This is a genomic window from Mesorhizobium sp. P3_A2 (assembly GCF_056403115.1).
On sequence record NZ_JBFUGC010000005.1, the window covers coordinates 248,224 to 261,893 of the forward strand.

At 61.8% G+C, this 13,670-nt stretch carries 13 protein-coding genes; 5 read left to right on the forward strand and 8 right to left on the reverse strand.

Annotated elements, in window-relative coordinates; translation table 11 throughout:
• The first annotated feature begins 2 nt into the window (after nt 1–2).
• The 3 genes from AC1DXM_RS14045 to AC1DXM_RS14055 are packed head-to-tail and all read left to right on the forward strand — an operon-like array spanning nt 3 to nt 2,562.
• The gene (locus AC1DXM_RS14045; RefSeq protein WP_454588178.1) at nt 3–887 is read left to right on the forward strand and encodes an ABC transporter permease subunit; all 885 of its coding nucleotides are present in this window, start codon (nt 3–5) and stop codon (nt 885–887) included.
• A complete protein-coding gene (locus AC1DXM_RS14050; protein WP_477233586.1) occupies nt 887–1,732 on the forward strand; it encodes an ABC transporter ATP-binding protein in 846 nt (281 codons plus the stop codon). Before AC1DXM_RS14045 ends, AC1DXM_RS14050 begins: the two co-directional genes overlap by 1 nt.
• Nucleotides 1,732–2,562, forward strand: a complete 831-nt coding sequence (locus tag AC1DXM_RS14055) for a dipeptide ABC transporter ATP-binding protein (RefSeq protein WP_477233587.1) — start codon at nt 1,732–1,734, stop codon at nt 2,560–2,562. The genes AC1DXM_RS14050 and AC1DXM_RS14055 overlap by 1 nt, the downstream gene beginning before the upstream one ends.
• Nucleotides 2,563–2,639: 77 nt before the next feature.
• On the opposite strand, the gene AC1DXM_RS14060 is transcribed toward AC1DXM_RS14055, so the two are convergent.
• The 6 genes from AC1DXM_RS14060 to AC1DXM_RS14085 form a co-directional block, all read right to left on the reverse strand.
• Nucleotides 2,640–4,436, reverse strand: coding sequence for an ABC transporter ATP-binding protein (locus tag AC1DXM_RS14060; RefSeq protein WP_477233588.1), 1,797 nt, complete (start codon nt 4,434–4,436; stop codon nt 2,640–2,642).
• On the reverse strand, nt 4,436–5,482 hold the full coding sequence (locus tag AC1DXM_RS14065) for a glycosyltransferase family 2 protein (protein WP_477233589.1): 1,047 nt from the start codon (nt 5,480–5,482) through the stop codon (nt 4,436–4,438). The genes AC1DXM_RS14060 and AC1DXM_RS14065 overlap by 1 nt, the downstream gene beginning before the upstream one ends.
• Nucleotides 5,479–6,591 (reverse strand): glycosyltransferase family 2 protein, encoded by a 1,113-nt coding sequence (locus AC1DXM_RS14070; RefSeq protein ID WP_477233590.1) that lies wholly within the window; start codon nt 6,589–6,591, stop codon nt 5,479–5,481. The genes AC1DXM_RS14065 and AC1DXM_RS14070 overlap by 4 nt, the downstream gene beginning before the upstream one ends.
• Complete coding sequence (locus tag AC1DXM_RS14075) at nt 6,588–7,754, reverse strand: acyltransferase family protein (protein WP_477233591.1); 1,167 nt, start codon at nt 7,752–7,754, stop codon at nt 6,588–6,590. The genes AC1DXM_RS14070 and AC1DXM_RS14075 overlap by 4 nt, the downstream gene beginning before the upstream one ends.
• Nucleotides 7,755–8,512: 758 nt before the next feature.
• Entirely contained in the window at nt 8,513–9,274 is a 762-nt protein-coding gene (locus AC1DXM_RS14080) for an alpha/beta fold hydrolase (protein ID WP_477233592.1), read from the reverse strand.
• Between the two features lie 315 nt (nt 9,275–9,589).
• Nucleotides 9,590–10,288 carry a type 1 glutamine amidotransferase domain-containing protein gene (locus tag AC1DXM_RS14085; RefSeq protein WP_477233593.1) on the reverse strand — a complete coding sequence of 233 codons (699 nt, stop codon included), beginning with the start codon at nt 10,286–10,288 and terminating at the stop codon, nt 9,590–9,592.
• Between the two features lie 145 nt (nt 10,289–10,433).
• Between AC1DXM_RS14085 and AC1DXM_RS14090 the strand changes: the two genes are divergently transcribed.
• Nucleotides 10,434–11,339: a LysR family transcriptional regulator gene (locus AC1DXM_RS14090; protein WP_477233594.1), complete on the forward strand. Its 906-nt coding sequence runs from the start codon at nt 10,434–10,436 to the stop codon at nt 11,337–11,339.
• On the opposite strand, the gene AC1DXM_RS14095 is transcribed toward AC1DXM_RS14090, so the two are convergent.
• Together AC1DXM_RS14095 and AC1DXM_RS14100 are read right to left on the reverse strand one after the other, a co-directional pair.
• Nucleotides 11,317–11,649, reverse strand: coding sequence for an NAD(P)H-dependent oxidoreductase (locus tag AC1DXM_RS14095; protein WP_477233595.1), 333 nt, complete (start codon nt 11,647–11,649; stop codon nt 11,317–11,319). The two genes, AC1DXM_RS14090 and AC1DXM_RS14095, sit on opposite strands and share 23 nt — an antisense overlap.
• Complete coding sequence (locus AC1DXM_RS14100) at nt 11,594–11,872, reverse strand: NAD(P)H-dependent oxidoreductase (RefSeq protein WP_477233596.1); 279 nt, start codon at nt 11,870–11,872, stop codon at nt 11,594–11,596. The genes AC1DXM_RS14095 and AC1DXM_RS14100 overlap by 56 nt, the downstream gene beginning before the upstream one ends.
• A gap of 280 nt (nt 11,873–12,152) precedes the next feature.
• Between AC1DXM_RS14100 and AC1DXM_RS14105 the strand changes: the two genes are divergently transcribed.
• A complete protein-coding gene (locus tag AC1DXM_RS14105; RefSeq protein ID WP_477233597.1) occupies nt 12,153–13,640 on the forward strand; it encodes a phytoene desaturase family protein in 1,488 nt (495 codons plus the stop codon).
• The last annotated feature ends 30 nt before the right edge of the window (nt 13,641–13,670 follow it).

Genomic DNA, 13,670 nt, shown 5'->3' on the forward strand with positions numbered 1-13,670 from the left:
CGATGGCCGCCGGCAATCCTGATCGCCTGACCGGCTTCAGGACCTTCTGGCACTATTTCTCGGTGAACCGCGGCGCCGTCATCGGCCTGTTCGTATTCATCCTGCTGGTGCTGGCAGCGCTGTTTGCGCCGCTGCTGGCGCCCTATGCGCCCGACATCCAGGACAAGACCGCGTTCCTGCGGCCGCCGGCATGGCAGGCGGGCGGCAGCGCCGAATATCTGCTCGGCACCGACGCGGTCGGCCGCGACATGCTCTCGCGCCTGCTCTATGGCGCGCGTTTCTCGCTGCTGATCGGCGCCGTCGTCGTCACGCTGGCACTTACCGGCGGCATCATGCTTGGCCTGCTGGCCGGCTATTTCCGCGGCTGGGTCGACGTGGCGATCATGCGCGTCATGGATTTGATCCTGTCCTTCCCGTCGCTGCTTTTGGCGCTGGTTCTGGTCACCATCCTCGGCCCCGGCCTGTTCAACGCCATGCTGGCCATTGCGCTTGTCCTGCAGCCGCATTTCGCGCGCCTGGTGCGCGCTGCTGTCATGGCCGAAAAGAGCCGTGAATATGTGGTCGCCGCCAAGGTCGCCGGCGCGGGACATATAAGGCTGATGCTGCGCACCATCCTGCCCAACTGCTTGGCGCCGCTGATCGTCCAAGGCACGCTGTCCTTCTCCAACGCCATCCTCGAGGCGGCCGCTCTCGGCTTCCTCGGCCTCGGCGCCCAGCCGCCCACGCCGGAATGGGGAACCATGCTCGCCTCGGCGCGTGAATTCATCCTGCGCGCCTGGTGGGTGGTGACCTTCCCTGGCCTCGCCATCCTCATCACCGTTCTGGCCATCAACCTGGTCGGCGACGGCCTGCGCGATGCGCTCGATCCGAAGCTGCGGAGGTCGTGATGGCGCTGCTCAACATCCGCAATCTCGTCGTCGAGTTCCAGACCGCATCCGGCCCGTTCCGCGCGGTCGACGGCGTCTCGCTGCATGTCAACGAACGTGAAGTGCTGGCCATCGTCGGCGAATCCGGCTCCGGCAAATCGGTGTCGATGCTGGCGGTGATGGGCCTTTTGCCGTGGACCGCGACGGTCACTGCCGACGAGATGAGCTTCAATGGCCGCGACCTCCTGAAGCTGAGCCCGGCCGAGCGGCGCAAGATCGTCGGTAAGGACATGTCGATGATCTTCCAGGAGCCGATGGCCAGCCTCAATCCGTGCTTCACGGTCGGCTTCCAGATCGAGGAAGTGCTGCGCTTCCATATGGGCATGGACAAGGCCCAGCGCCGCGAGCGCGCCATCGAGCTTTTGACGCAGGTCGGCATTGCCGAGCCGGCTGAACGGCTTAACTCGTTCCCGCACCAGATGTCGGGCGGCCAGTGCCAGCGCGTCATGATCGCCATTGCCATCGCCTGCAATCCGAAGCTCCTGATCGCCGACGAACCGACCACCGCGCTCGACGTCACCATCCAGAAACAGATCCTCGACCTGCTGGTCTCGCTGCAGGTCAAATACGGCATGGGCCTGATCATGATCACCCACAATATGGGCGTCGTCGCCGAGACCGCCGACCGCGTCATCGTTCAGTACAAGGGCCGCAAGATGGAAGAGGCCGACGTGCTGTCGCTGTTTGAATCGCCGAAGAGCAATTACACCCGCGCGCTTTTGTCGGCGCTGCCGGACAACGCCGTCGGCGACAGGCTGCCGACCGTCTCCGACATGCTGTTCGAACCGGCCGCCGGAGTCGCCTGATGAGCATCAAGGTCGTCGAAGGCAAGAACATCAAGCGCGACTATCACGTCGGCGGCGGCCTGTTTCGCGGCGCGCGCACCGTGCATGCGGTCAAGGGCGTTTCGTTCAGTGTCGACAAGGGCAAGACGCTGGCCATCGTCGGTGAAAGCGGCTGCGGCAAGTCCACGCTGGCCCGCATCATCACGCTGATCGATCCGGCGACGTCCGGCGAACTGTTCATCGACGGCAACAAGGTCGACATCGCCCGGAACGGCCTGACCAAGGAAATGCGCCGCAAGGTGCAGATCGTCTTCCAGAATCCTTACGGCTCGCTCAATCCGCGCCAGAAGATCGGCGACGTGTTGGGTGAACCGCTGCTCATCAACACCGACAAGCCGGCCGAAGAGCGGCGCGACCTCGCCATGAAGATGCTGAAGAAGGTCGGCCTTGGAACCGAGCACTACAATCGCTACCCGCATATGTTCTCGGGCGGCCAGCGCCAGCGTATCGCCATCGCGCGCGCGCTGATGCTGAACCCGAGCCTTTTGGTGCTCGACGAACCGGTCTCCGCGCTCGATCTGTCGGTGCAGGCGCAGGTGCTCAATCTGCTCGCCGACCTGCAGGACGAGTTCCAGCTGACCTATGTCTTCATCAGCCACGATCTGTCTGTCGTGCGCTACATCGCCGACGACGTGATGGTGATGTATTTCGGCGAAGCCGTCGAATACGGCTCGCGCGAGGAGGTCTTTGCCGACCCCAAGCACAACTACACCAGGACGCTGTTCGCCGCGACGCCGCGCGCCGATGTCGCCTCGATCAAGGCAAGGCTGGCGAAGAAACAGGCCGCCTGACCTCTCTGGCAATTGCTTTCGCATAATCGGGAATGCGTCGCGGCGTTGGTTTGCCGGCAGGATTCGGGTGCGCCCCGTTACTCACCCGCTCCGTGTTGGTAAAGCTCGTCCATGCTAAGCTTTGCCAGCGTTGCGAAGGGGGCCTGTTTCTTCACCCGGCCGCGGCTCAAGATCACAACGTCGTCGCAGAACGAGATGGTGCTGTGGTGATGGCTGATGACAATGGTGGTGCGGCGGCCGGCCCGCGACTTCAGCGTCTCGACAATAGCGGCTTCCGACAACCCATCCACCGCACTGGTGGCTTCGTCGAGGATGAGGATATCGGGATCGCGCACCAGCGCCCGCGCTAGCGCAATCCTTTGCCTTTGTCCGGCTGACAGATTGACGCCCCGGTATCCGACAAGTGTCGCGTAACCCCGCGGCAGGTGCTCGATGAATTCATGTGCCTCGGCCAGCTTTGCGGCGTGCATGGCATCGCTGGCCGACGCCGTGTCGTGGCCGTAGACAATGTTTTCAAAAATGGTGCCGTCGACCAATTCCAGCTCCTGGCTGGCCAAGGCAATGTTCCGCAGCCACTGCCTTGGGTCGATTTCACCCAGCGGTGCCCCATCGACGAGGATCCTGCCGCTGTCGGGTTCGATGAAGCGGCACAGGAGATTGACGATCGTCGTCTTGCCGGCGCCCGAGCGGCCGATCAGCGCCGTCGAGCGGCCGCTGCGGATGTTGAACACCGCCTGATGCAGCACCGCCTCGCGCGCGTCGGGGCCCGGCAGGGCACCGGAATAAGCGAAGCTCACATCGTCGAAGCTGATCCCTTGGCGCAAACCGTCGAACGGCAGGCTGCCCTGCGGCGCCTCGGGCTTGTCGGAAGGATCGAGCAGCCATTGCACCTCCTCCAGCGAGCCGCTCATGCCTTGCAGCTGACTCCACGACATCTGCAAGGCGCGCATATGCGGCTGCAGCCGGTAGAGCAGGATAAGGAAGGCAACGGTCAGCGGGAAGCTCACATTCGCCAGCCAGGCTCCGATCACCACCGCCAGGAACAGCATCGCGTGCAACACCTCGGTCAGCGGCGGCAAGACGCCCTGGCGGATTGAAAGCGCGAAAGCCGCCCGCCGCACCCCGTCGGACGCTTTGGCGAAAATCGCCTTTTCGCGGCTCTCCTGCCCGAAGATGCGGATCAGGCGCCCAGCATGCACCAGATGCAGCATCTGCGACGCGAGTGCGCTGTTGCGCGAGACGACGCTGCGGCTCGGCGCCTTCAGATTGGACGACAAGATCCCGTGCGCCAGCTGGACAAGCGCCAGCCCCAGCGTCACCAGCAGCGTCATCTGCCAGGACAGGAGCAGGAGGAAGGCGAGCAGGATGACGGCGGCCGAGGCACTGACGATCGCGCCGAGGAGGGCCTGGATAGCGTCGGACGCTCGCCAGGATTCGTTGGAGATGATGTTGAGCAGCCGCCCGGGGCTTTGCTGCAGGAAAAAAGGGTAGCCGACCCTGAGCAACTGCTCCGACAGTGCGCTGCGGATCGAATACCCTGCCTTGCCGTAGATGAAGCTGGTCAGCAGCGTGTTGGCGAAGGCAAAGACATTCTTCAGCACGATCGAACCGAGGATCGCGGCCGAAATGGCGATCAGCCGCTCGCGCTCGCCGAGGTCCGCTCCAACCTGCTGGAGGAGGGCGGAGAAACCGGCCATGCCTGATGTTTCGCCACGCCCCATAATGATGCCGAGCAGCGGAATGATGAGGCCGATACCGAGGCCTTCCAGCGCGGCGCCCGCAAGCCCGAGCCCCACCACGATGGGAACGAGCCGCAACAGCCTGCCACCAAGCGCGCGGCGCAGCATTGGCAGGGCTGACGGAATCCGTGACATTATCGCGCTCTGGCCTCCGCATTGGCTTCGCTGGCTTGCCGGTCCTGGCGCAGCGGCAGCCGTTTTGGCCATCCCATCATGACGAGAAGCGCAAATCTGGCGGCACCTGCCAGATTCATGACGACAATAGGCCAGTGCGACAGATCGAGGTCGCGGTCGAAGCGAGGACGGCCCGCCAGTTCCTTGAATGCGGCCCGCGCCGACCAATAGACATGGCGAAGCAGCCAAGGGGCGTGGCGGACATGTTTCAGGCACAGCGCACCATTACCGAGGCTATAGTCGCGGTGCAGCCTGTCGATCGATTTGCGGTCTCGCCGGCCGTGATGATGCAAGACGATCATGTCGGGCACGTACTCGACCGGCATGCCGAGCAGCATCGCCCGCACGAGATAATCCGTATCCTCAGCCGAGCGTAGCGGGCCGCCAGCGCCGAAGCGTTCGTCGAACGGCCCGATGCGGGCCGCGACGTCGCGGTGCATGGTCATGTTGCAGCCGAGCACGAAGCCGCCCGGGTGGACCGCCGGGGTCAGCCGCTCGCGCGCCTCGCAGCGCTTGATGGTGAAGGGCAGGTCCCGGGCATCACCGAGCTCGACGCGGCCGCCGCGGATCAGCCACTTCTCGCCGTTCCGGTAGTGCCGCTCGAGGTCGCGGAGATAGTCGCGATCGAGCTTGCAGTCATCGTCGATGAAGACCAGCACACGGCCTCGCGCTCGCGCCAATCCGGCATTGCGGGCAGCGGCTAGTCCGGGACGGGGCTCCGAGACGGCTGTGACTGGGATGTCTGACGTTTCGGCGATACCGGCCAGCCGCTTTGACGTGCCGTCCCGTGAACCATTGTCGACCACCACCAACTCAGCCGCGAAGGCGGCGTGCGCCCGGCATGCAGCCTGGATCGAGGCTATGCAGGCCTCCAGCACAGCGGCGCGGTCGCGCGTGCAGACGATGAAGCTGACCTCAAGCGACGGCCGCTCCGATCGGGGAGATGCCGGGACAGGCGCACTCGCAAACGGGTGATCGCGCAGGAGCGGGTGGGGCCTGTCGGTCATACTATTCCCCGCTGATAACGCGCCAGCACCGCTTCGGCCGGCGTAGTTTTGAAGAAGTACTCCACCGCGTCCGCCCGCTTTCCGGCCGCTATCGAGGCCAGGCTGAGCCAGGGCGCCCAGACGCCGGGACGCAGCGCATATTGTTCGCGGCGCCGGATGAAGTTCCATCTCGCTGTCCGCGTCAGCAATTCATGCGTCAGCGGCGGTTCTCTTTCATCGCTGACGAGCTGGTAGAGGAAATAGAACAGGTTCAGCGCGCCGGCCTCGAAGCTTGGCCGTGTGTCGGCCGGCAGCGTGGAAATCCGCTCTTCCAGCGCACGGATGAAATCGGCTGCGCGCGCAACCGTGTCGAAAGAGACGGTCTCGCCGACGTCGCGCAGATCCGCGGTGGCTTCCGCGAGCCCCTCACGTTCGAGATTTTCGGCCACGATGCGCAAATGCGTCCTGCGCATTTCCTTTGCATGCCGCATGGTCACGCTTCCAGCATGGATGCGATAGACGAGCAGGTTCTCGGGTGAGATGGTCGCCGGGAAACGGCGAGCAAGCCGCCTGAAGAGATCGAAATCCTCGGCGTGCCTGTATTCGGGATCGTAATAGAGATCGTCGTTCCCTATGACCTTCCTGTTGTAGACCACCGTCGGATGCATGAATATCGTAAAGAACATCGACAATATGTCGAGCCGGCCGGATCGGAACGCCGGGTCGAGCCTGCCCTTGGCGATACGGCCGTGAAGCAAGGTATCGACGCCGGCGCCGCAGAAGCCGAGCTCGGGCCGCCGCTCGAACAGTGCCACCTGGCGCGAGAGGCGCCGGGGATAGGCGACATCGTCCGCGTCCATTCGCGCAACCAGCTCGCCCTGGGCCAGTCGGAGCCCTTCATTGAGGGTGGCGACGAGGCCGCGGTTTTCACGTGAGATGACAGAAACGCGATTGTCGGCCCGGCGGTATCGTTCGAGGATCTCGAGCGAATTGTCAGTCGACCCGTCATCGATAGCGATGACCTCCAGGCGATCGTAGTCTTGCCGCAGGATGCTCCCCAGCGCAGCGGCGAGATAAGGCCCGGCATTGTAGACCGGCAGCAGGACGGAGACGAGCGGTGCGGCGGTCATCTCTGCGCATCCGTTCGCTGGAGGTCGAGCGCGGCGCGGCCATCGGGGGATCCGCTGGGCGCCCTGCCGAGCCAGCCGGCATCGGCGGCGCGTGCCTGGGAGCGGCGGCGCGCGACATAGGGGAAGCGGCGCTTGAGGCCGTTGAGCGGCCTTTCGAAAACCGTCCACGAGATCGAAGCGACGGCGATCGTGGCGGCGCTCGCGACCAGGAACCTCCCTGGCCCCTGCTCCGAGACATTGAATGGAATCCAGGGCTGTGACTTGACGGCGATCGACAGAAGGATCGGATGGTAGAGATAGACGCCGTAGCTGATGCGGCCCAGTGACAGCAGCGGCGGCAGCTCGAAAACCCTGCCGAGGGCGCCGCCAAGGCCGGCTGAACAGGCGGCGACAACGGCCACCAGCGGCACCAAGGGCAGGATCTGCAGCAGCGCCCAGCGGGCCCATTCCAGCATGGGATCGGCCGGTGCCGGGATAAGCCATTCAATCGCCAGGAAGATGGCCGCAAGGACTGGCCAGCCTAGCCGCATCCATTGCGGCAGGCCAACGCCTCTGGCCCGCCGGCAGGCAAGCAGAGCACCCAAGGCCAGCGCATCCATCGATGCCGGCGGCAGCAGGTCGCGCGCCAGTGCCGGGGTGGCGGTGATCGGCCAGTAGAAGCGATAGGCCAGCGACAACAAGATGACACCGATAGTGATCGCTTCCACGCGCCGGCGCGGTGCGAGAAGCACGACCAGCGGCCAGGCGATGTAGAACTGTTCCTCGATGCTCAGGCTCCAGAAATGGCAGAGTAGCCAGGGCGTCCATTCGTTGCGCAGCGCGTACCAGAAATTCGACAGGTAAAGCGCATGCCAGACGAGCGATCCACTGGACTGCTCCAGATCGGTCAGCCAAACGAACCCGAGCACGGCGAAATAGGGCGGGAATATGCGCAGCGCGCGCCTCATGTAGAAGGATCTCAATGCAGGGCCGGCTTCGAATTCGACCGCAGCGCGGGCTTCGAGCAGCAGTCGGGTGATCAGGAAGCCGCTCAGCACGAAGAACAGCCGCACGCCGATATGGCCCCAAAAGGAGGACCCGTTGGGTGCCAGGAAATGAGAATAGAGAACCATCGTGACAGCGATGGCGCGCAGCGCGTCCAGCTGATTGTCGCGCGCGACCATCAGCCATTTCCGCCGGTCTGAGATCTCCGATGAAGCCGGCGGCCCGCCATTCCGGGTCTCAGGTCTGCCAGCGTTGACAGTGCGCCGACAACAGCAAACCCGCGCCTTGTGCGCGAGGCAGTCTCGAAATCGGTAGTGGCCAGCGAAAAACTCAAGCTGGTCACCTTGGCGGAATCCTCCACGGCGCACGTCCCGGTACTGAATCCCCCCGGGAAATGGTGTAGCCGGGCAATGGTGCGGTGCAACACAATATATCTTCCGAACTGTAATATTTATGTGAGTGAATGCTAAAAATGGATATGTTTGGCAAATGCGCTGTGTCGTCGACGGACTTTCTCGCGCGCCATGCCCGTCGGGCGAGTTGTATCATATCACGAAGACCTGGTTTAATTACATGTCTCGAATCTGCATGGCTTGATGTCTTCAGTAGGCTAACAAAATAGCTTAAGAAGATAGGTGTTGTATTTTATGACTGAAGTTTATATTGCCGAATAATCGGCAAAATGGAAACTATCGATTTTGCGCAACGCAGCATAGTCGATGGCCAAGCGCCTGACGACGCAGTCCTTCCCGATGGCGCGATCAATCCCGGTGCTGGGAGCTGACAACCGGAGACATCCGCAGCTGTGGCGGCGGCCATAGGGCGCATGTCGACGCGGGCCGGAAGTTCCGGCGTTTGCGTAGGGAGTCCGGGCCGGGTTTCCGGGCCCGGACCAAGTGCCCAGTGATCATGCGTGGTCGTCCAGCGATCAATCAGATTACTTTGCAGCCTGGATGATCAACTTTGCCACGACGTCCGGGTGGGACAGCATGACCACGTGGCTCGACGCCACTTCGACTGCTATCGCCTTGAGACGCTTGACCTGGTCGCGCTGTAGCTGTGGCTGGATGATCTTGTCATCGGTAGATACGACCTCGAAGGACGGAATTGTGTGCCAGGCCGCCTGTGTTACAGGCGTCGAGACGGCCTTAACGCCAAACGGCCCCTGTGTCGCTGCGATCAATGCACGCTCATTACGAGGCACATCGGGTGCGAAATAGTTGAAGATACCTTCGTCGGTGAACCTCAGATAGCCGGCGTCATCCTTCTTGATGAATGACCTGCCGGGCGCATCCGGGTATGGCTTTTGCGTGTCAAGCACCGACTGCCCAACCTCCGGGGCGTAAGCGGCGACGTAGACTAGTGAATGCACCTTCGGATTGACGCCCGCCTGCGTAATGACAGCGCCTCCATAGGAGTGTCCCACAAGAACAACCGGACCTACGGCATCGGCAATCGCACGATCGGTGAAAGCAACGTCATTTTCCAAAGTGTCGAGGGGGTTTTGAACGGCCACGACCTTCAGGCCAGCCTTTTGGAGAAGCGGAATGACCTTGTTCCAAGATGACCCGTCGGCGAAGGCGCCGTGGACGAGTACCACGGTTTTGGCGGTGAAGTCCGTGGCCTTGGCCGGCAGGGCAATTGAGATTGCGATCGCAGCACCCGCAGCGGCCGACTTAACTGAGTCGAGGAATTTCATTTCGTACATCCTTTTTGACAATTGTTGTGGAAGGGTCTCTTGCTTGCCCGATGATCAGGCAGGGTATTTCGTTCCGTCGCGGCTAATCGGACGTGCGCTTTTGGCGTCCCGACCCAAACTGAGCTGGGATCGGGCGCTGCTACCGGTCTGGAGCTGAAAGATTGAAGGGGCCGATAGCAGCCTGTTGGGTTTGGGTCAGTGAGGGGGCAAGGTAGATTTCGTCGCCTCCGTCAGTTTGAACCAAGAGCGCGCGTACAGGTAAAGTCGGCATTGACGGTCAGCCACCGCTCGTCGGCGGCTGACGATACTGAATGGTCAAGCGGCCTTGGCTTGTGCCAGTCTCAGGGCGGCGACCAGAGCTTCGGCGGCCTCGCCAGAAGATGCCGGATTCTGACCGCTGATCAGCTGGCCATCCACGACAGTGTGGACGCCCCAGTCCTTTACTTTAGAGAACACTGCCCCCCGGCTGATAAGCTCGTCTTCCACCAGGAAGGGCACGACCTTGGTCAAGCCAACACCTTCCTCTTCAGTGTTGGTGAAGCCGGTGAGGTACCGTCCCTCAACGAATGGCGAGCCGTCGGCATTCTTGACATGGCGCAGCACACCCGGAGCATGGCAGACCAGCGCGATCGTCTTGCCGGCCGCGATGAAGGATTCGATTAGGCGAATGGAATTCGCGTCTTCAGCCAGATCCCACATTGGACCATGGCCGCCGGGATAAAAGACCGTGTCGAAGTCCTTCTGGTCGACGCTGTCGAGGCGTACGGTGTGGGCGAGCTGGGCATTTGCCTCTGCGTCGGTTTTGAAACGAGCTGTCAGCTCGGTCTGGAACATTGGCTCATCACTCTTCGGGTCCAGCGGCGGCTGGCCGCCCTTGGGCGAAGCAAGGGTGATTTCAGCGCCGGCATCCTTGAAGACGTAGTAAGGCGCTGCGAGCTCCTCGAGCCAGAAGCCGGTCTTCCGACCGGTATTGCCGAGAGTGTCGTGCGAGGTGAGTACCATGAGAACTTTCATCGCCGTATCCTTTGATGTCGCGGCCAGTCTGGCCTGAAGTTCGATCAGCCCCGCTGGCTTTTCGATAAGGTGATCATCGCATCCGAATAGATATTTGAGAAATTTACTTATTGGATTTTAGATATTCACATACCATTATATCTGGATGAAATACGATCTGAACCTTCTGCCCGTCTTCTTGGCCCTTATGGAAGAACGAAGTGTCACGCGCGCTGCCAGCCGTCTTGGCATTACGCAGCCTGCACTCTCGAATTCGCTCAACCGTCTTCGCGACATGCTCAAAGATCCACTGTTCATTCGGGAAAGATACGGTATCAGGCCGACACAGCTTGCAGAGGAAATCGCGCCGACGATCGAGGCGGCATTGGCCCAGCTGGACGATCTGGTCGCTCATCAGCAGGATTTCGATCCGTCAAGCGCGGAGCGCCTGTTCATGATCGCGCCGAACAGCTATGTCGAGCTGGTCCTGATGCCCGCGCTGGTTGCCAGGCTTCGCGAGCAGGCACCGGGGATCAAGCTTCGCATGACACCCTTTGGCAATGATCTTGCTGAGACCGGCGTGATTTCGGGAACGACTGCCATGGTGCTGGGAAGGGTCATCGATCCGCCAGACAACCTTATGGTCCAACATCTGATGGACGACGGGCTTGCGTGCATCGTGCGCAGGGACCATCCCGATGTCGGTCACGTCCTGACTCGGGAATTGTACGAAGGCCTGAAACACGTCAACGTGCTGCCTCCCGGCCGAATTCGTGCGGGCGTTTTCCAGGCGTTGGGGCACCAAAATCTCAAGCGCGACGTTGCCGTGTCCGTGACGCACTTTCTGGCAGTTCCGGAAATGATTGCCGTCACCGACTATTGCGCCACGCTCCCGCGCTTGATCTGCCGCAGCCTCGAACGTGATTCTCGTCTGAAGGTCATTCCGGCACCTGTTGATCTCGGTACCTTCCCCGTCGAGATGGCCTGGCATGTCCGATACCGTCATGATCCCGCACATCGTTGGCTCAGGGGCGTGGTGAGCGAACTCGCTAAGGACCTCGTGACCCTATGAAATTGCGCAGAGTTCGCCGCTCCGCTGAGGAGTCCTTTGCCGAATAATGCGCAAGGCGGACCGGGCGAAATCCGCAGTGACCAAGCACGGCGCTAGAAATCCATCGCCAGAACAGGTCTCCTCGAAAGAGCCAGCCGACGATCCGTAGCGAGTTCTGCGTGTAGATCACTCGCGCTGACCGGCCGGTCAGGAGCGGCGTCACATAGGGAAAGCGCGCGCGATAACGCATGGCAAACTCTGGCAGGAAAACGCGATCAACATAGCCCTTCAGCAATGCCGGCACCGCCCACCACCAATTGGGCGACGCCACGACGAGGGTGCTGACACCACCGAATGAACTGCTGCTGTTCAGCGATCTCGGGCTCTAGCGGCTTGGCGCTGTGAAAGCCGCCGCGCAGAACCAGATCAAAGCGCAGCTCTCTCAGTGCGATGCTGCGGTGGCCTGCCGCCCGTGCGCCGTCCACATACGCCGCCGTCACCGCATCACAGAAGCTGCCTTCGTCAGGGTGGGCGTTCAGTACGAGGATGCGCATGAAATCATCCCGAAATTCGCCGCCTCCATGTTAGGCGCCCGTCCGGTAATTGCTGAATGAGCTGAATGATCAGTCCCGCCATACTGAGCAAGCATATCGCATTTTGCACACGGTCTTATGACTCAGGTCAAATACGCCTCACGGCTTTGATGCTTTGATACTGCCATCGCTGGTTCAGGAGCCAATCGATGGCTTGCGAAATCACTACGCTGCGTGGAGTGGTCGATGGCGAATTTGTTTCAGTCTTCAGACATCAGATTCACAATCGGATGAGGTCGCCATGACAAGCCAAAGTCGCAAGGTCATTGTCATTGGCGGCGGCGTCGCCGGGCTGTGCGCGGCCGTCTACGCACGAAAATGCGGCTACGAGGTCGAGCTTCTCGAACAGCACGACGGTCCAGGCGGACTAGCGACCAGTTGGAGACGGGGCGACTACACCTTCGAGACCTGCCTGCACTGGCTGCTCGGCTCCAATCCTGCCGGCACCTTGCACGCGCAATGGCAGGAAGTGTGCGACATCGCCAGCTTACGCTTTGTTTATGCCGAGGAATACCTGCGTTTGGAAGACGAACACGGCGGCAGCATGAGCATCTATACCGATGTCGATCGGCTGGAAGCGGAGCTGCTGAACGCCGCGCCCGGCGATGAAACGGAAATCCGCCACCTGGTCGGGGCCATTCGCCAGCTCGGCGACCTGCCCATGCCGGGCCTGGACGAAGGCTGGTCGCACAAGTTGCTGGGCCTGGTGCGCACCCTGCCCGACCTGCCCTTGCTGTGGCGTCTGTCGCACATCAGTGTCGAAGAGTACGGCCAGCGTTTCAACCACCCCCTGCTGCGGCGCTTTTTCGGGGCGGGAGCTATGGGTCGCCTGTCTGTTCTGGCGCTGATCCTGTCCCTGGGCTGGATGAGCACGGGCAATGCGGGCTACGCCATCGGCGGGGCGCAGGCGCTGATCCGGCTGATTGCCGAAAGGCTCGCGGCCCTGGGAGGGCAGGTGCGTTACGGCGCGAAAGTCGAGAAGATTCTGGTCGAAGACGATGCGGCGGTGGGCGTGCAGCTGGCCGGGGGCGGGATTGTCAAGGCCGACTGGGTCCTTTCCGCCGCCGACGGCCATGCCACCATCTATGAAATGCTTGGCGGCAAGTACAAGGACAAGGCCGTCGACGCCGCCTATGGCAGCTTTGAGACTTTTCCATCCTACCTTCAGGTGTCTTTGGGTGTGGCCCGCGATCTGTCGGATCAGCCCGGCTATGTGACCCGCGTGCTGGATGAACCGCTTCAGATCGACCCAGAGACGGCGCTTCCCGACGTGTCTTTCCGCTTCTTTCACTTCGATCCGACCTTCGCCCCAAAGGGCAAGACCGCCGTCACCTGCTTCCTACCGACACATAATTTTAGCTATTGGGCGGATTTGCGTGACCGTGATCAGAACACCTATCAGGCGGAAAAGCACCGTGTGGCCGACGAAGTCATCGGCATTCTGGAACGCCGGATGCCAGGCATCAGAGCCGACATCGAAGTCACCGACATCTCCTCGCCCGCCTCGGTCATCCGCTTTACCGGCAACTGGAAGGGCAGCATGGAAGGCTGGCTGATGACGCCCGATACCGGCCTCAAGTCCTTGCCGCTGACCTTGCCGGGGCTGCGCAATTTCTTGCGGGCTGGGCAATGGGTGCATCCCGGCGGCGGCCTGCCGACCGGTTTGATGACTGCCCGCGCCGCCATTCAAGCCATGTGCCATCAGGATCACATATCGTTTCCGGTATGAAAGTCCTGGTGGGAGGAAGTCAGGTGACGA